The organism is Rhodococcus sp. IEGM 1330 (genome assembly GCF_033142445.1).
In the GTDB taxonomy this organism is placed as follows: Bacteria; Actinomycetota; Actinomycetes; order Mycobacteriales; family Mycobacteriaceae; genus Rhodococcoides.
The window spans coordinates 236641-257771 of the sequence record NZ_JAWLSB010000001.1 but is presented as its reverse complement, the minus strand read 5'-3'; the positions used below and the strand labels follow the sequence as shown (position 1 = coordinate 257771).

The following is a 21131-nucleotide window of genomic DNA, read 5'->3' as shown; positions in this document are numbered from 1 at the left end:
CACAACCGCCGAACTCGGTTCTCGTCACGACGACGCGATCACCGACTCCGCCCGTTCGATCAACGATGCCAGAGCGGTGTTCAGCCCTTCCGCACCGAGGGCGGGCAAGATACCCGGAACCAGTGCCGACAACGTGACCGTCACCAGAGCCTGCGGCTTCATAGCCGCGCCCATCGTCGCCGACATCTGTGCCAGTTTGGCGTGCAGAGCAGCGAAATCGACCGTCGTCGATTCGTGTTCGAGGGCCACCGCATCGGGCGCGACGGTCGCTGCCAGGGCAACCAGTTCGGGCAGATCGTCCACCGTCTTGGGCTTGGCTCGTGGCGCGAACTCCGCCTTCTCCTCGTCGGAGAGGATGTCGATGGATCGCAGCACCACAGCCGGATCCGAGACGACGGCATTCAGAATCCGCAGCAGCCGATCGGCGAACGTCGCGATCGACGACTCGTCGAGGATCGCCGTCGCGTAGGTGAACGTCGCCTCGATGTCGCGTAGTGCTCCGGTGTCGTCGAACCTCTCGACGGCGGTCAGCTGCAGATCGAACTTGGCCTGGTCGTCGCCCGCGGGCAACGCCTGCACCTGCAGACCCGGCAGCTCGAACGTTCCGGTCACGTGGTTCTGGAAGGTCAGCATGGCCTGGAACAGCGGAGTGTAGGCACTCGACCGCGCCCGGCCCAGTGCGTCGACGAGCCGCTCGAAGGGGACGTCCGCGTGGCCGAACGCCGCCAGGTCCTTGTCCTTCGCCTGCTGCAGCAGGTCGACGAACGTGCCGCTCTGATCGAGTCTCGTTCGCAACACGAGCGTGTTGACGAACATGCCGACGAGCTCGTCGAGTTGCTGCTCACCGCGACCTGCAGTGGGTGTGCCGATGCTGATGTCGGAAGAGTTGCTCAGCCTCGAGAGCAGCACGGCGAAGGCACTGTGCACCACCATGAACGTCGTCGCCGAGTGTTCGCGAGCGATCTTCTCGATCGCCGACGCGATGTCGGTGCCGAACGAGAAGTCGTACGAGGCACCCTGCATCGTCGGGCGAGGTGGTCGCGGCCGATCCAGCGGAAGCGCCAATTGTTCCGGCGCTCCTGCCAACTCGGTCGTCCAGTACGCCAGTTGCTTCGCGAGCGGACTCTCGGGATCGCTCTCGCTGCCGAGCACGTCGCGCTGCCACAGCGCGAAGTCGGCGTACTGGACCGGCAGCGGCGACCACGGCGGCATCTCCCCCGCAACCCGAGCGGTGTAGGCCACCATGACGTCGCGGATCAGCGGACCCATCGAGAAGCCGTCGGCGGCGATGTGATGTGCCACCACGGCGAGTACGTGCTCGTTCTCGGCGACCTGCAGCAACGCAGCCCGTACCGGAACCGACTTCGTGACGTCGAACCCGGCACCGAGGGTCTCGGTCAGGCGGGAGATCACCACATCCGGTTCCACCCGCTCGGGCGTCAGATCGACCCCCACCTCGGCGACGGAACCGATCTGCTGCACCGGCCCGTCCACCGAATCGGGGTATGCCGTGCGCAGAATCTCGTGGCGACCGAGAACGTCGTCGAATGCCCCGCGCAGGGAGTCGATGTCGAGTGCGCCGGTCAGCCGGACCGCGACAGGAATGTTGTATGCCGAGGAACCGGGGTCGATCCGGTTGATCGTCCACATTCTTTCCTGAGCGATCGAGAGCGGAAGCAGATCGGGTCGCTCACGAACGGTCAGTTCTCGGCGCGCACCGCCACCGACGAGCGGGGCGATGTGGGCGGCCAGGCCTGCGACGGTGGACGCCGCGAACACTGCGCGCACCGGAATCTGGGCGTCGAGCGCCTGGCCAAGCCTCGAGACCAATTGCGTTGCGACCAATGAGTTTCCACCGAGCGCGAAGAAGTCGTCGTCGAGTCCGGCGCGGTCGAGACCGAGCAGTTCCGCCACGGTGGCCGCGACGATCTCCTCGATCGGAGTAACCGGCGCACGGAACTCGGCAACCTCGAACTGCGGTGCCGGAAGGGCCCGTCGATCCAGTTTGCCGTTGGCATTGAGCGGGAGGGCATCGAGGACGACGAACGCTGCTGGAACCATGTACGACGGCACGGCGCGAGCGAGTTCGACTTCGACACTTGCCACGTCGAGTACTGCTTCGGACTGTCCGACGACGTAGGCGACCAGCTGGTCGCCCATCGATTCGCCGGTGTGCACGACGACGGCGGTGTCGGCCACCGTTGCCTGAGTGCGCAGGGCTGCCTCGATCTCACCGAGTTCGATGCGGAATCCGCGAATCTTGACCTGGAAGTCGGCACGCTCGATGTAGTCGAGACGGGCCGCTGCCGGTGCGCCGTCGACGAGCGGAACCCGCCAGCGCACGAGGTCTCCCGTGCGATACATCCGCGTTCCGTTCGCGTCGAACGGATTCGCCACGAACCGTTCGGCGGTGAGGTCTGCGCGCCCGAAGTATCCTCGCGCCAATTGCGCACCGGCGAGGTAGAGCTCTCCGGTGACTCCGGCCGGAACCGGATGAAGGCGAGAGTCGAGCACGAACACGGCAGTGTTGGACTCGGGCACGCCGATCGGCACGGCGACGGTGTCGGCATCGGTGACCGGGTGCGAGGTCACCGACACTGCCGCCTCGGTCGGGCCGTAGAGGTTGTGCAGCTCGGCAGCACCGTTGTGCCGCCGGAAATCCTGCGCCACCGCTGCGGGTAGTGCTTCACCGATGGCCAGGACGCGTCGCAGATCGGGTGACAGCTCGCCCGCAGCAACGGTGCCGAGCATCGACAACATCGACGGCACCAGATGCAACGTCGTCACCGCGTGCCGACGGACCAGCGTGAGCAGGTAGTCGGGATCGCGATGTCCCTCCGGGTTCGCGACGACGAGTCGTCCACCCGAGGTCAGTTGCGACCAGAACTCCCACACCGACAGGTCGAATGTCGCTGCGGTCTTGAGCACAGACGCATCGGTCTCGTCCAGGCCGTACTCCGCGCGCAGCCAGTTCAACTGGTTGACGACGGCTCCGTGCGAGACCGCAACGCCCTTGGGTCGGCCGGTGGAGCCGGACGTGAAGATGACGTAGGCCGTGTTGTCGGCGGAGAGCACGCCGTGGCGCTCGGAGGCCTCCACCGGCGCGGGCGACCAGCTCCCGAGATCGAGCTGCGGAAGATCGACAACCGTTGCCGCAGAAGAGATCTCCGGCCCGACGGCACCGGATGTCAGTACGCACAGCGGAGCTGCGGTCTCCAACACGAGCGCGTTGCGCTCGGCCGGCTGATCCGGATCGATCGGGACGTAGGCACCACCGGCCACGGAGATGGCGTACATGCCGACCAGCAGATCCACCGATCGCCGAATGGCAAGCCCCACCGGAACTTCGGGTCCGACACCCAGGCCGATCAGATGACGGGCCAGACGCGACACCCGCTCGGAGAACTCGCCGTACGTCAGCGAGCCGTCGTCGTGCACGAGTGCAACGGCGTCACCGTTGCGCGCTGCCGAGTCCACGAACAGATCGGCGAGCGTGGTGCCGCCTGCGGAATCGAAGTCGCGGTCGGTGTCGTTCCACTCGTGGACGATGGCGGGCAGCTCACCGTCGAGGAACAGATCGAGGTCGCCGACCGGGGTCGACGGCGACGCAGCGACGGCGTCGAGAACGGCCTCGAACCGAGCGACGAGCGAGCGAGCGGTGCGCTCGTCGAACAGATCGGTCGCGTAGGTCAACAACGCATCGAAGCCGCCCGGTGCCTGGTCGTCGTGCTGGGCCTCGTCGTCGCGCGGGGCGTCGGAGACGATCAGGTGAAGGTCGAACTGCGACGTTCCGGTCTCGGTGTCCAGTGCCGAGATTTCCAGTCCGTCGAGCTCGAATTCTCGGCGCGCGAAGTTCTGGAACGAGAAGCCGACCTGGAACAGCGGGTGACGCGCCGTCGACCGGGTGGGGTTGACGACCTCGACGAGCCGCTCGAACGGGATGTCCGAGTTGGCGAAGGCCTGCAGATCGGTTTCTCGAGCCGCGTCGAGAAGGTCTTCGAAGCTCGCGCCGCCCGCCACGTCGAGCCGCAGCACCAACGTGTTCACGAACATGCCGACGAGGTTTTCGATGTCCGCTTCACCACGACCCGCGATGGGGGTTCCGACGACGATGTCCGGCGATCCCGAGATGCGCGAGAGCAGCACGGCGAACGCCGCGTGCACGGCCATGAACACCGTCGCGTTGTGCGCGCGTGCCAGTTCGGTCAGTCGCGCGTGCGCGGCTGCGTCGATTCGGAAGTCGACGCGGCTGCCCCGGAAGGTCTGCTCGGCGGGACGCGGACGATCGAGCGGTAGTTCGATCTGCTCGGGCAGCTCGGCCAGAGCACTTTCCCAATACCGAATCTGCTGCGCCGCAATCGATTCCGAGTCCTCCTCGGACCCGAGAACCTGACGTTGCCACAGCGCGTAATCGGCGTACTGCACCGGCAGCGGTGCCCACGCCGGATCGGAACCGCGGGTGCGCGCGGCGTATGCGGTCATGACGTCGGTGGACAACGGCATCACCGACAGACCGTCGGCACTGATGTGGTGGATGACCATGCCGAGTACGAATTCGGTGTCCGAGACTCGGAAGAGTGCGGTCTTCAGCGGAACCTGGGTCGTGACGTCGAACGTCGCCGCCAGGAGCTCGAGAACCCGAGCGGTCACCGACTCCGCATCGGTGTTGATCACCTCGAGGGTGGTGGGCACCTCCGACATCGGCACGATCACCTGGTGCGGGCCCTCGGGTGAGTCCGGGTACACCGATCGCAGAGTCTCGTGACGCTCGATCACGTCGGAGACGGCACGCTGCAACGCGTCGACGTCGAGACGTCCGCTCAGACGAAGCGCGAACGGGATGTTGTACGCAGTTGACTCGGAATCGAAGCGGTTGAGGAACCACATCCGCTGTTGTGCCAGCGAGAGCGGCACTCGGCTCGGTCGCGTCGATGCCACCAGCGCCGGCCGCGCACCTGCGCCCGAACCCTGCTCGACCCGCGCGGCCAGAGCCACGACCGTCGGTGCCTCGAACAGTGCGCGGACGGGAACAGTCGTGTCCGCTGCGGCACCGAGCCTGGACACCACCTGTGTTGCCACCAGCGAATTGCCGCCGAGCTCGAAGAAGTCGTCGTCGAGACCGACGCGTTCGACGCCGAGAACGTCGGCGAAGACGTCGGCGACCATGTTCTCCACCGGGGTGGTCGGTGGCCGGAACTCGCGGGTGCGCGCAGCCGGTTCGGGCAGCGCTCGTCGGTCCAGCTTTCCGTTGGCGGTCAACGGAATCGCGTCGAGGATCACGAAGGCGGAGGGCACCATGTACTCGGGAAGGTTCTCCGCGACCGCTGCCCTGACGACGTCGATGTCGATCGTCGACTCGGCCGCGGGCACGACGTAGGCAACCAAGCGTGCGGCACCAGGGGTGTCCTCGCGCACGATCACCGCTGCCTGCCCGACGGCAGGAGCGGACGCGACGGCGGATTCGACCTCGCCCAGCTCGATTCGGAAGCCGCGGATCTTGACCTGGTCGTCGGCGCGACCGACGAACTCGAGTTCGCCGTCGGTCGACCACCGTGCCACGTCGCCGGTGCGGTACAGCACGGATCCGTCGCCGGCGAACGGATCGGCGACGAACCTCGTCGCGCTCAATCCGGCTCGACCGAGATACCCGCGCGCGACCTGACCACCGGAGACGTACATCTCCCCCGGCACACCTGCGGGTACCAGCGACAGCCGCGAATCCAGTACGTACACCGACAGCCCGGAGATGGCGCGTCCCACCAGGGATCCCGATGCCTGCGTCGCGGACCGCGCGTCCACGACACGGTGCGATACGTGGACCGTGGTTTCGGTGATGCCGTACATGTTGACCAGTTGCGGGGAATCGTCGCCGTGACGATCGAACCAACCGGCCAGTCGTCGCAGTTCCAGCGCCTCACCACCGAACACGATGTACCGCAACGAATAGCCATCCGCCGAGCCTGCGGTGCGATCGACCTGATCGAGCTGGTAGAACGCGGACGGAGTTTGGTTGAGAACTGTGACACGCTCACGAATGAGCAACTCCCGCAATGCTTCCGGCGACCTGGAGGTGAAGTAGTCGACCACGACGACGCTTCCGCCGGTGGTGAGCGGGCCCCACAGTTCCCACACCGAGAAGTCGAACGCGAACGAGTGGAACAGCGTCCACACGTCGTTGCGACCGAAACCGAAGTGCCGCGCAGTGTTCGCCAACAGCCGTACGACGTTGCGATGCGGGATCAGCACGCCCTTGGGCTTGCCCGTCGAGCCCGAGGTGTAGATGACGTAGGCCGTCGCAGCCGCGGTCGCCGGAATCGGATCGGCCGCCGACACGTCGCTCCCGGTCGAGGCGGTGTCGATATCGATCCTGGGGAGCGCTGCGGGAAGCGCTACGTCCACACCGGTCCACGTCAGGACGGCCACCGGACGAGAATCGGTGAGGACGAATTCGATACGGTCGGCCGGGTAGGACGGATCGATCGGAACGTAGGCACCACCGGCTTTGAGCACCGCGAGCAGTGCCACGACGAGACCGGCGGTGCGCGGCAGCACGACGGCCACCAGCGACTCCGGCCCGACCCCCTGGGCGGTGAGAATTCTCGCCAGTGTCGTGGAGGACTCGTCGATCTCTCGGTAACTCGTGGAGGCACCCTCGAACACCACTGCGGGAGCGTCGGGGTCCTCGGCTACCCGAGCGGCGAAGAGATCGACGATCGTGTCGAGCGAATCGGCGACGGCAGGCGCGTCCTGGGCGAGCGCGAGCACACGGCCGCGTTCGGCGTCGTCCATCACCGGGACGTCGCCGATTCGCTGACCCGGATCGCGTGCCACGGACTCGAGGACGCGGATCAGGCGTTCACCGATTGCACGCGCTGTGCCGTCGTCGTACAGATCGCGGGCGAAGGTGACGTCGATGGTCATGCCGCCGTCGACGTGGTTCTCGGTGAACGTGAACTGAACGTCGAACTTGGCCGTCTCGACCTCGAGGTCGACGGCGCGCACGCTCAGGCCGGGGAGTTCGAGCTCGGTCTGCTCCATGTTCTGCACGGTGAGCATCACCTGGACGAGCGGGTGACGAGCCGCCGACCGCGGTGGGTCGAGTACCTCGACGAGCCGCTCGAACGGCACCTCGGCGTGGGCGAACGCCGACAGGTCGGTCTCGCGTGCCTGCGCCAGAAGCTCGGTGAATGCGCCGCCGTGATCGATGTCGGTCCGCAGCACCAGCGTGTTGACGAACATTCCGATGACGTCGTCGAGTGCTGCCTCACCGCGCCCTGCGACCGGAGTACCGATCGCGATGTCGGTCTCACCGGACAGTCGGGTCAGCAGCACGGCGAGCGAGGAGTGCAACACCATGAACAGCGAGCTCTGGTTGGCGCGGGCCACGTCGCCGAGGCGGCCGTGCGTGTCTGCGTCGAGGGCGAGCGTGATGTTGCCGCCGCGATACGACGATCGGTCTGGGCGGGCGCGATCACCGGGGAAGGTGACCTCGTCCGGCAGCGACGACAGCGCCCTGGTCCAGTGCCGAATCTGGTTCGAGACCGGTGACGTCGGATCCTCCTCGGAACCGAGAACGGCCTGCTGCCAGAGGGTGTAGTCGACGTAGCGGACGGCGAGCGGGACCCAACCGGGCTCGGTGCCCGCGCTACGGGCTGCGTACGCGACCATCAGATCCCGAGTCATGGGTCCGATCGAGAAGCCGTCTGCGGCAATGTGGTGGGTGACGAACGCCAGAACGTGGCGGTCCGTCTCCAGCTCGAACAACGCAGCGCGCAACGGCGGCGCAGCGATGACGTCGAACCCTCCCATGGCCAGCGCCGCCAACGCCGACGGCAGTTCGGCCGTGGTGGTCGCAATGGGCAGCAGATCGGGAACCACCTGCTCCGCCGGAACGATCACCTGGGAGGCGACGCCGTCGACCTCGGGGTAGACCGTTCGCAGCGACTCGTGCCGCTCGACCACGTCGGCCACTGCCGCGCGCAGGGCGGGAATGTCGAGATCGCCGCTGAGCTCGATGGCGACGGGGAGGTTCTCCGTCGCGGACTCCGGGTCGAACCGGTTGAGGAACCACATCCGGCGCTGAGCGAGCGAGAGCGGTACCGAGTCCGGCAGATCGGTGCGCACCAGTGGAATTCGACGGCCCGAACCCGAGAGCTCGTCGAGCTTGGCCGCCAGGGCGGACACGGTCGAGGCCTCGAAGATCGTCCGAACGGTCACTGTGGTGTCGAGTGCCGCGCCGATTCTCGACGCCACTCTCGTGGCGACGAGGGAGTTGCCGCCGAGGGCGAAGAACTCGTCGTCGGCACCGACCACATCGATACCGAGAACGTCGCGGAACACCTCTGCCACTACGGTTTCCGACGTGGTGGCCGGCGCACGGAAAGCACGCTGCTCGATGTTCGGCTCCGGTAGAGCGCGACGATCGAGCTTGCCGTTGGGCGTCAGCGGCAGCGCGTCGAGCACGACGGTCGCGGCCGGGACCATGTAGCCCGCGAGCGAGCGCGACGCGAAGTCCGTCAATTCGGCAACGTCGACGGTCCCGCCGACCGTGGGTACGACGTAGGCGACCAGCTGATCGCCGACGGCAGCGGTCTGCCGAACCAGAACGACGGCGGATTCAACGGACGGATGCTTGCGCAGCACGGTCTCGATCTCGCCGAGTTCGATGCGCAGTCCCCGGAGCTTGACCTGGAAGTCGGTGCGGCCCAGGTACTCCAACCGTCCTGAACCGGAGGACACTGCACGCCAGCGCACCAGGTCACCGGTGCGGTACATGCGCGTACCCGGTGCTCCGAACGGGTCGGGGAGGAATCGATCGGCCGTCAGGTCCGTTCGCCCGAGATAGCCGCGGGCCAGTTGAACTCCGGCGAGGTACAGCTCGCCCGCCACCCCGGGAGCGACCGGAGACAGTCGAGCGTCGAGGACATACGTCCTGGTGTTCCACACCGGGACACCGATCGGAACGAGGTCGACGTCCGCCTCCGTCACTGCGTGGTAGGTGACGTCGACGGCCGCCTCGGTGGGACCGTAGAGGTTGTGCAGCGCCACGCCCGGCAGGACGTGTCGGAGCCGATCGCCGACCTCGGCGGGCAGTGCCTCTCCGGAAGCGAACAGAGTCCGCAGAGAGGTGGCCGCAGGCGACGGCGCCGCTGCCACGACGGAGACGAAGACCTCGAGCAGCGATGGTACGAAGTGTGCAGTGGTGACCGACTGCGCCTCGATCGTCTCGAGCAGGTACTGGGGATCACGATGGCCGTCGGGCTTTGCGATGACCAACGTGGCACCGATCTGCAACGGCCAGAACAGTTCCCATACCGACACGTCGAACGTGACGGGGGTCTTCTGCAGCACGACGTCGTCGGCGGCGAGCTCGTACTCCGACTGCATCCACAGCAGGCGGTTGACGATCGAGTCGTGCGTGACGGCCACACCCTTGGGCTGCCCGGTCGAGCCCGACGTGAAGATGACGTAGGCGGTGTTGGACGGTGCCAACGGCTTGATTCGGTCCGCGTCGGTGATCGGCGTACCGGAGAAGCCGGACAGATCGAGGGTGTCGATATCGAGGACCTCGACACCGTCGGCCTCCACCGCGTCTCGTGACGTGGTCAGCACGCAGACCGGTGCCGCGGTTCCGAGAATGTGTGCGATCCGCTCGCCCGGCTGGTCCGGATCGATCGGTACGTACGCACCACCGGCGGCGATGATCGCGTGAATTCCGACGAGCAGTTCCACCGAGCGACGGGCAGCGATGCCCACTGCGCTCTCGGGTCCGACACCGCGGGCGATCAGGAACCGCGCCAGACGAGCGACCCGTTCCTGGAATTCGCCGTAGGTGAGCGTGTCGTCTCCGAAAACCAGTGCGGCGGAGGACGAGTCGACCTGGCCGGCGAGCGAGGCCAACGTCTGGGCCCGGTCGAGCTCGTGCTCGGTGTCGTTCCACTCGACCAGCACCCGCCTACGTTCGACGGGCTCGAGCAGTTCGATGTCGCCGACCACGGTCGAGAGGTTGTCGGCGACGGCTTCGAGAACTGTGATCAGGCGATCGCCGAGCGTGACGACCGTGGCTTCGTCGAAGAGATCGGTGGCGTAGGTGACGTCGACGGTCATGCCCTGCGGAGCACCGCTGGGTCCGATCGACTCGACGAACGTGAACTGCAGATCGAACAGAGCGACCAGCGTCTCGAAATCGACACCGGAGACCGACAGTCCCGGCAGTTCGAGATCCTTCTGTCCCAGGTTCTGGAACGCGAGCACCACCTGCACGAGGGGATGACGAGCCGTGGATCGGGCGGGGTTGAGGATCTCCACCAGGCGCTCGAACGGTACGTCCACGTGGGCCAGAGCCGACAGGTCGGTCTCGCGGGTGTCGGCGAGTACCTGGTCGAATCGCCGCGCCGTGTTGATCTCGGTGCGCAACACCAGGGTGTTGACGAACATGCCGATCAAGTCGTCGAGGGCGGCCTCACCACGACCGGCGACCGGGGTGCCGATGGCGATGTCGGCTTCGCCGGACAGCCGCGACAGCAGTACGGCCAACGAGGTGTGCACCACCATGAACAGCGAGGCGTTCTCTGCTCTGGCGGCATCGATCAGTGCGCGGTGCAGATCCTCGTCGATGGAGAACCGCACGAGCGCACCACTGTTCGACGCCACGACAGGCCTCGGCCGGTCGGACGGCACGTCGAGCTGATCCGGCAGGCCGGCCAGAGCGGTTGTCCAGTAGTCGATCTGCTGCGAGACGACAGACTGCGGGTCGTCCTCGGAACCGAGTACTTCGCGCTGCCAGAGGCTGTAATCGGCGTAGTCGACCGGCAGCGGAGACCAGAAGGGGTCCTGGTTCAGCGAACGAGCCGCGTACGCGTTCATCACGTCTCGGGTGAGCGGGCCGAGCGAGAACCCGTCGGCCGCGATGTGGTGGACGACGAACACCAACAGGTGCTCGGTGGGGCTGACCTCGAAGAGTCTGGTTCGGAAGGGCAGGTCCTTCGACAGGTCAAATCCGGTGGTCGCCAGTTCGCGCAACGCATCCGCGACGTCGTGCGCGGCGATGTCGATCGGCGTCAGATCCGGTGTGGCCGAGGCGGCGTCGACGATGACCTGGTGAGCGGTTCCGTCGGTCTCCGGGAACACCGTGCGCAGGGACTGCTGCCGAGCCACGACATCCGCGACCGCGATCTGCATGGCGCGACGGTCCAGCAGACCGGACAGTCGCACGGCGATCGGGATGTTGTTGGCCGCGGATTCGACGTCGAACTTGTTGAGGAACCACATGCGCTGCTGCGCCAGCGACAACGGAATATGTTGCGGCCGTTGCTGAGGCACCAGCGGCGGGCGGCTTCCGGTGGCGACCAGTGTGCCCAACCGCGCGGCCAGATCGGCCACCGTGGAGGTGTCGAACAGCTCTCGCACCGCGATTCGAGTGTCCATGGCGACGCCCAGTCGTGACACCAGTTGCGTTGCGATGAGGGAGTTTCCACCGAGCTCGAAGAAGTCGTCGTCGAGACCGACACGCTCGACTCCGAGGACCTGGGCGAAGACCTCGGCAACGGTGCGTTCGATGTCGTTGGTCGGTTCCCGATACTCGGTCACCTCGAAAGCGGGATCGGGCAGGGCCTTGCGGTCGAGCTTTCCACTCGCGCCGAGCGGAAATTCCTCGAGCACGATCAGCGTCGACGGCACCATGTACTCCGCGAGTCGAGACCGCAGCGCACCGAGGACGGCTCCGGTCTCCACCGAGGCGCCGGACGGCACGACGTACCCGACGAGTTGCTCGTTGCGGACCACGACGACCGCCTGGGAGATCGAGCGTTGCGCCAGCAATGCCGATTCGATCTCGCCGAGTTCGATGCGCAGGCCGCGCAGCTTCACCTGGAAATCCGACCGACCCACGTATTCCAGCTCACCACCGGGGAGCCACCGCACGACGTCGCCGGTGCGATAGAGGCGCCGCCCGCCCGTTGCGAACGGATGGGCCACGAAGCGGTCCGCGGTCAAGTCCGAGCGTCCCACATACCCACGAGCCAGCTGCGTGCCTGCGAGATAGAGCTCACCTGCGACACCGACGGGAGTGGGATGCAGACGCGAATCGAGCACGTACACAGAGGTGTTCCACACCGGCGCACCGATGGGCATCACGTCCGAATCCTCGTCCGTGACAGCGTGATAGGTCACGTCGACGGCAGCCTCCGTGGGGCCGTACAGGTTGTGCAACTCCACTCCAGCGATTGCCCGTCGCAGTGCGCGGGCCGTGGTGGGGGCCAACGCCTCACCGGATGCGAGCACCAACCGCAGCGAGGCACCCGATGCTCGGCGTCGCTCCACCTCGGGCACGAACACCGACATCATCGACGGCACGAAGTGCACCACCGACACATGCTCACGAGCAATGACATCGAGCAGATACAACGCATCCCGATGACCATCCGGAACAGCGACGACCACCGACGCACCGTTCTGCAACGCCCAGAAGAACTCCCACACCGACACATCGAACGTCGACGGAGTCTTCTGCAACACCACATCCCCGGCACTCAACCCGTACTCGTGCTGCATCCACAACAACCGATTGACGATCGCCTCGTGCGACACCCCGACGCCCTTCGGACGACCCGTCGACCCCGACGTGAAAATCACATAGGCGATGTTCGAGGGCCGAAGCGGCGCTCTGCGCTCGGCGTCGGTCAGCAGCGTCGGCGACAGGTCCGACACGTCGAGAGTGTCGATATCGATCGTCTCCACGCCGGCGAACTCCACATGATCGCGCGTGGTCGACAACACTCGAACCGGCGCAGCCGTAGCCACGATGTACTCGTTGCGATCAGCCGGCTGCGTCGGATCGATCGGCACGTACCCGGCACCGGCCTTCACGATCGCGTACATACCCACGAACAGGTCGAGGCTTCGACCGATCGCAAGCCCGACGAGTGAATCAGGCCCCACCCCGGTCGATACCAGATGTCGCGCAAGACGATTGGCTCGTGCTGCGAACTCCGCATACGTCAACCGCTCACCCTCGAACACCAACGCCTGCGCATCTGGACTCTCGGCCACCTGACGATCGAACAGGTCGACCAGCGTCAGCTGATCCGGTATCTCGTGTTCGGTGCGGTTCCACGCCGTCACGACTCGGTCGCGCTCGCCGTCGTCGAGAAGGTCGATATCTCCCACCGACAGCGAGGGATCTGCCACCACAGCGGTGAGCATTCGCACGAAACGTTCGGAGAAGCCGCGGACCGTTTCGGCGTCGAACAGGTCTGTCGCGTAGGTCAACTCGGCGGCCATGCCCTGTCCGCGACCGTCCACTCCGATGGACTCGGTGACGGTCAGCTGCAGGTCGAACTTCGCCACCTCGGCATCGAGGGCGACGCTGTCCACCGACAGTCCCGGTAGGTCCACGTGCGTGCGGCTGAGGTTCTCGAACGAGAGCATCACCTGGAACAGGGGATGCCGCGCCTGCGACCGGGACGGGTTCAGCACCTCGACCAAGCGCTCGAACGGCAGATCGGCGTGCCCGAACGCACCGAGCGCCACTTCTCTCGCACGCCCGATCTGCTCCGAGAACGTCCGACCCGACTCGATGTCGGTGCGCAACACGAGGGTGTTGACGAACATGCCGACCACGTCGTCGAGGGCTGCGTCGCCGCGGCCTGCGACCGGAGTACCGATCGCGATGTCCTCGGTGCCGGACAGGCGCGCGAGCAGTACCGCCAGAGCAGCGTGAACGACCATGAACAGCGATGCGTTGTGCGTGTGGGCCAGCGAGGACAGGCCTCGGTGGACCTCGGCCGGTACGTCGAATCGGATCGACGATCCCTGGTAGGACTGACGATTCGGGCGCGGCCGATCGGTCGGGAGATCCAGCTGATCGGGAAGACCGGCAAGCATGTCGGCCCAGTAGTCGACCTGACCGGAGATCAGCGATTGCGGATCGTCCTCGGAGCCGAGAACCGAACGCTGCCACAGGCTGTAGTCGGCGTACTGTACCTGCAGCGGCATCCACGCCGGGTTCTCCCACGCGGTGCGCGAGGCGTACGCGATCATCAGGTCGCGGGCCAGTGGACCCATGGACCAGCCGTCGGCCGAGATGTGGTGCACCACCATGGCGATGACGTGTTCGCGAGGACCGATCTCGAAGAGGCGAGCCTGAATCGGAACGTTGACCGTCACGTCGAACGTCGTCGATGCCAGTGTGAAGACCTGCCGCTGGATATCGGGCGCGGACGTCGGAATGGGCATCAGATTCGGCACCGTCTGAGCGGCGTCGAGGATGGACTGCTGCGGGCCCGCCGCGGTGTCCGGGTAGACCGTGCGCAACGATTCGTGCCGGTCGATCACGTCCATGATCGCAACCTGCAGCGCGGCGACGTCGAGTTCGCCGGTCAGTCTCAGTGCGAACGGAATGTTGTACGCGGTGGAGTCGGCGTCGAATCGATTGAGGAACCACATTCGCTGCTGCGCGAGCGAGAGCGGAATTCGCTCGGGCCGGACGGTCGCGACGAGTGCGGTACGACCGCCCTCCCCGGCAGCCTGCTCCACCCGTACGGCGAGCAACGCCACGGTCGATGCCTCGAACAGCATGCGCACCGGCACGGTGGCATCGAGAGCGACTCCCAGGCGCGAGACCACCTGCGTGGCGATCAGCGAGTTGCCGCCGAGCTCGAAGAAGTCGTCGTCCAGACCGACGCGCTCCACCCCGAGAACGTCCGCGAAGACGTCGGCGACGATCTCCTCGATCGGTGTCGTCGGGGCACGGAACTCGCGCACCTCGAACACCGGAGCCGGCAGTGCCCGGCGATCGAGCTTGCCGTTGACGGTCAGTGGGATCGCGTCGAGCACCACGAAAGCCGACGGCACCATGTACTCCGGAAGTACCTCGGCGATACCGGTTCTGATGTCTTCGATGTCGACGATCGGCCTACCCTCGACGGCAGCGGACACCACGTAGGCGACCAGTCGAGCGGCACCGGGCGAGTCCTCGCGCACGACCACGGCGGCCTGGGTGACGGTCGGCTGCGCGGTCACCGCCGCCTCCACCTCGCCCAGCTCGATGCGGAATCCACGAACCTTGACCTGATCGTCCGAACGACCGAGGTACTCGAGTTCGCCTGCGGCGTTCCACTGTGCGAGGTCACCGGTTCGGTACAGCAGCGATCCGTCGTCGGCTCCCGACGCGAAGGGGTTCGCCACGAAGCGAACCGACGTCAGTTCTCGGCGGCCGAGGTAACCGCGGGCGAGTTGTCCACCGGCAACGTACATTTCACCGGGTACCCCGACCGGAACCGGATGCAGGCGGGTGTCCAACACGAACACCCGCAGTCCGGCGATGGGCTTGCCGACCACCGAGGCGCTGGTCTCGACGGACGCGGCATCCAGGGCACGGTAGGACACGTGCACGGTCGTCTCGGTGATGCCGTACATGTTGACGAGTTGGGGCGCGCGGTGCCCGTGCCGCTCGAACCACCCGGTCAGCCGCCGTTGTTCGAGGGCTTCACCACCGAAGATCACGTAGCGCAGCGACAATTCGCCGTGCTCGGTTGCCGTTGTGCGATCGGCCTCGGAGAGCTGGTAGAACGCAGACGGCGTCTGGTTGAGCACCGTGACCTGCTCGTCGACGAGCAGTCGATGGAAGGCCTCCGGCGACCGCGAGGTGAAGTAGTCGACGACGACCAACGTGCCGCCGTACAGCAACGGGCCCCACAGCTCCCACACCGAGAAGTCGAAGGCGTAGGAGTGGAACATGGTCCACACGTCGTCGGAACCGAAGCCGTAGACCGAATCGGTGTTGTCGAGCAGCCGAACGACGTTGCGATGCGGAATCATCACGCCCTTGGGACGGCCCGTCGAACCCGAGGTGTAGATGACGTAGGCGACGTTGTCGGGCCGCAGCGGACGCGTCCGGTCCTCATCGGTGACGGGATCGTCGGACACCGACGACAGGTCGACGGTGTCGATATCGAGCAGTGCTGCGCCGGTGCGGGTTTCGACGTCGGACGGCAGTTCCACTCGGTCGGAGCCGGACAACAGAACGGTAGTCGGCCGTGCGTCGTCGAGCATGTATTCGACTCGGTCGAGTGGGTAGCTCGGGTCGACGGGGAGGTATCCACCGCCGGCCTTGATCACCGCGACGAGCGCGACGACGAGTTGCGCCGACCTCGGAAGGGCGACAGCGACCAAGCTTTCGGGGCCGACGCCGTGCGAGATGAGAACGCGGGCAAGACGGTTGGCGTGCGCGTCGAACTCGGCGTAGGTCATCGACGAGCCACCGAAGCGCACCGCGACGGCGTCCGGGTGACGTGCGGCAGCAGCATCGAGCAGATCCACCAGGGTCGACTCCCGAGAGACGTCTTCTCCCGAGGCGTTCCACTGCGACACCACGGACCGGTGCTCCGCGGCATCGACGATCGCCACGTCGCCGACCGGCACTGTCGCGTCCGTGGTGACCGCATCCAGAATCGTCAGGAAGCGACGAGCGAAACTCTCGACGAGATCTGCGTCGAACAGATCTGTGGCGTACTCGAACACCGCGTCGATACCCGCGGGTGCTCCGTCGTCGAGATGCTCGGTCAGCCACAGCTGTACGTCGAATTTGGCGATGGGAACGTCGAATTCGGCGGCTTTCGCGCGCAGGCCACCGACGGTGAGTTCACGAGACATCGCCGATTCCAGCGAGATCGCGACCTGGAACAGTGGGTGCCGCGACGTCGAACGCACCGGGTTCAGCACCTCGACGAGGCGCTCGAACGGTACGTCCGCGTGCGCGAACGCGGACAGGTCCGTGTCACGAACGCGCGAGAGGAGTTCCTCGAACGTCAACGCCGGATCGACCTCGGTGCGCAGTACGAGCGTGTTGACGAACATGCCGACCAAGTCGTCGAGTGCGGGTTCTCCCCGACCGGCCACGGGCGCACCGATGGCGATGTCGGTGGTTCCGCTGAGCCGGGCGAGCAGCAGCGCGTACGCGGATTGCATGACCATGAACAGCGACGCGTTGTTCTCGCGTGCCAGGCTCGCAAGCGAGGCGTGCAGATGCGCCGGAACGTCCACCCGGAGCTTGCTGCCCGCGTTCGAGGACACTGCGGGGCGTGGCCTGCTCGACGGCAGTGCCAGCTGATCAGGCAGATCCTCGAGAGTCGCGCTCCAGTAAGCGATTTCGCGCGACGCCAACGACAGCGGATCGGTCTCGGGACCGAGCACCGCTCGTTGCCACATCGCGTAGTCGGCGTACTGGACCTCGAGAGGCGTCCACTCGGGTGCGCGCCCCTTGATTCGACTCGAGTACGCCACCAGCACGTCCCGCGCCAGCGGACCGAACGACGCCCCGTCGGCGGCGATGTGGTGCAGCACCATCGCGAGTTCGTGTTCGGTCGGTGAGATCTCGAAGAGTGCGATGCGGAACGGTGTGTCGACCGTGACGTCGAATCCCTTGGCGACCAGTTCGTGCAGGCGACCGCCCAGTTCGTCCCGTTCGATGCGGACCGGCAGGATCGTCGCCGGGGTCCGGGCCGCCGTGAGCACAACCTGTTCCGGTGAGCCGTCCACCTCGGGGTAGACGGTGCGCAGCGTCTCGTGTCGATCGACGACATCGGCGAACGCGGCCGACAGGGCCACCACGTCGAGCGGCCCGGTCAGACGGACGGAGAACGGCAGGTTGTACACCGCAGTGGTGGGGTCGAAGCGGTTGAGAAACCACATTCGCTGTTGCGCAGGTGAGAGCGGAATACGCTCGGGCCGTTCCCGCGACTCCAGTACCGGGGTGTCCACCCCGAGCCGGGCCGCCGATTCGGCCCTGGCCGCGAGTGCGCCGACGGTGGGGGCCTCGAAAAGTTCACGGACACCGAGGCGCACTCCGAGAGCGCTGCCCACTCGCGTCACCAATTGCGTGGCGATCAGCGAGTTGCCGCCGAGCTCGAAGAAGTCCTCGTCCAGACCGACCTTGGAGGCTCCGAGCAGATCCTCGTAGATGCCGGCGACCACGTACTCCGCTCGGCTGTGCGGGGCCCGGTACTTCTTCGCACTGCTGAACACCGGTTCCGGCAATGCTTTTCGGTCGAGCTTGCCGCTCGTGTTCAGGGGCAGGGCGTCGAGGACGACGACCGCTGCAGGCACCATGTACGACGGTAGGGCGTGACCGGCGAACTCGATGGCCGCGGCGGATTCGATGGATCGTCCTGGAGTGGCGACGACGTACGCCACCAACTGATCACCGGTGACCGTCTGGACCACCAATACCACTGCCTGCGAGATGGTTTCGTGGGAGAGCAGAACCGTTTCGATCTCGCCGAGCTCGATGCGTTGTCCACGGAACTTGACCTGGAAATCGGTCCGGCCGATGTAGTCCAACACTCCGTCGCTACGCCAGCGCACGAGGTCACCGGTGCGGTACATCCGCTCGCCGTCGGTACCGAAGGGGTTGGCGACGAAGCGATCCGAGCTCAGATCCGGTCGGCCCACGTACCCGCGCGCCAACTGGACTCCGGCGAGGTACAGCTCGCCCGATTCGCCGATCGGGGTGGGGCGCAGCCGACCGTCGAGAACGAACGCCCTGGTGTTCCACTCGGGGACACCGATCGGAACGGTGCGGGTGTCCTGCGGTCCGCTGGGGTGATAGGTGACCGAGACCGCAGCCTCGGTGGGGCCGTAGAGATTGTGCAGCCCCGCCGAGCACAGTCCGCGGAACGACGCTGCGGTCTCGACCGGCAGTGCCTCACCGATGACGAACACGTGGCGCAGCGAACTGCAGGTGCCCATCGGCGCGTTGGCCACGAACACCGTCAGCATCGACGGCACGAAATCGGTGATGGTGACGCGATGTTCGGCGATCTTGTTGGCCACGTAGACCGAGTCTCGATGCCCGTCGGGGGTAGCGAGCACCATCGTCGCGCCGACGCGCAGCGGCAGGAAGAATCCCCAGAGCGAGACGTCGAAGGTGGTGGCCGTCTTCTGCAGATAGACGTCGGTGGCGTCCATCGGATACTCCGAGAGCATCCACTCCATCTGATTGTGAATCGCCGCGTGCTCGACCGCGACACCCTTCGGCCGTCCGGTCGAACCGGACGTGTAGATCACGTAGGCAGTATTCGAAAGTCGAAGTGGCGCAGTGCGTTCGGCATCCAGAACGGGTGCCGTGGACCTCGACGTACCGTCGACGAGATCGACCGCGACCGTCTCGGTTCCCTCGGGGAGCGCAACATCGTCGCGCGAGGAGATGAGCACGCACCGCGGCTGCGCGGAGTCGAGAATGTACGCGGTCCGATCGGCGGGGTGATCGGGGTCGATCGGCACCCAGGCACCGCCTGCCGCCACGATCGCGTACATGCCGACGACGAGGTCGAACGAACGACGAATCGACAGTCCGACGAGAGTCTCGGGACCCACACCCATGTCGATCAGGTGGCGGGCGAGCACATTCACTCGAGCGGAGAGTTCACCGTAGGTCAGCGCCTCGCCCTCGTACACCAGGGCGCTCGCATCCGGGTTCGCGGCCGCGGCGGTCTCGAAGGCGGACAGCAGGGTCCGCGGTTCGGTCTCGTGCTCGGTGGCGTTCCACTCGGCCACGACCTGTTCGCGTTCGACACCGTCGGTCAGTGCCAGATCCCACACCGCGTGCTTCGGTCCCGACGCCACGAACCGGGCGAAGAATTCGACGAATCTCTCGTGGTTCCGCCCGGACTGCTCCGGTCCGTACAGATTGGGGTTGGACTCGAAGTCGATGTGGGTGGTCGACCCGGCAACGCTGGTGTAGAGGTTGAGGCCGAAGTCCTCGATGAGGCCGGTCGAGAGAATGTTGATGCCGCCGACCATCGAACCGAGGCGCACCTCGCCGAAGAACAGCATGATGTTGACCCACGGGCCGAAGAACGATGCCTGACCGCTGGCCGCTCCGGCATCGCGCCGAATGTCCTCGTGCCGGTATCGCTGATGACGCAGGGCCCCGGAGACCTCGGCGTTGACGCGCGCGAGCAGCGTCTCGACGGTGGTGTCACCCGACACGTCGAGCCGTAGGGGAACGACGTTGGAGACCATGCCGCCGGAGCGGCGCAACACTGCGGTGGTGCGCGCGGTGACGGGGAGCGAGAGCACGACGTCCTCGCGTCCGGTCATCTGCGCAAGGTAGGCGGCGAAGCCGGCGATGACGATGGTTGCCATCGTCGTGTCGGTCTCGACACGCAGGGCCTCGAGCCGTTCCATCGTCTCGGCGGACAGAGCTGTGCTGTCGATCTGACTTTTCGCCGCAGGCGCAGCCGTGTGACCGGCGAGGGTGGTGACTCCGTCGATACCGTCGATCCGCGATGCCCAGTACTCGCGGTCGGCCTCGAAACGGGTCGAGTCGCGGTAGGCCACGTCGATGTCGTAGACCTTGGTCAGGTCCGATGCCAAGTTCTTGTTGGGTTCGGTGCCCTCGACCGCCGCGGTGTAGAGCTCCGCCGCACGGTTCATGAATGTGACGGCACCGAATCCGTCGAGCACCACGTGATGCACGCGCTCGTACCAGAACCAGACGTCGTCCTCGAGGCGCAGGACGGTCGCGGCGATCAGTCGGTCGCGGAGAATGTCGATCGGCGCGCTGTAGTCGCCGTGCATCCACGCCAGCGCCGCTGCCCGCGGATCGGCCTCGCCGCGTAGGTCCAGATAGTTCAGAGAGTCGTCGAGGGCGGGATCGACGATCTGCCGGGGTTCGGCGTCGATCTCGACGATGCGCACGAATCCGGACTGCAGCTCGAGTGCCGCCTGCGAGGATGCTCGACGGAGCAGCTCCACGTCGAGCTCGCCGTGCAGCTCGATGTACTGGGCGATGTTCGCGGGTACCGAGGGGTCCACATGCTGCGCGAACCACATTCCCAATTGGGCCGGTGACAGTGGGAACGACGAATGCTCAGGACTGCCGACTCCGTCGTCGTGTCCAGCACCTTCCACACCTAGCGGGTCCAATCGATTCCTCTCTTTCCCACAATCACACGCGCCCCCACCGGCTGCCGAACCGGCAGCGATCGGTGGGCACCGAACACGTCGAGCAAGTTGCTTACTTCGTTCTCTATTTTCTCACCGGGAACAACTCGAAGTTACCTTTCAGTACATATCCGTATGTATGTACCGGACCGTTACATGTCGGAACCGATTCGAGCGCACCGACT

At 66.0% G+C, this 21131-nt stretch carries 1 protein-coding gene; it reads right to left on the bottom strand.

What is annotated here, in order from left to right:
• Positions 1-24: 24 nt before the first annotated feature.
• Complete coding sequence (locus tag R4P57_RS01125) at positions 25-20913, bottom strand: non-ribosomal peptide synthase/polyketide synthase (protein ID WP_317801071.1); 20889 nt, start codon at positions 20911-20913, stop codon at positions 25-27.
• Positions 20914-21131 lie beyond the last annotated feature (218 nt).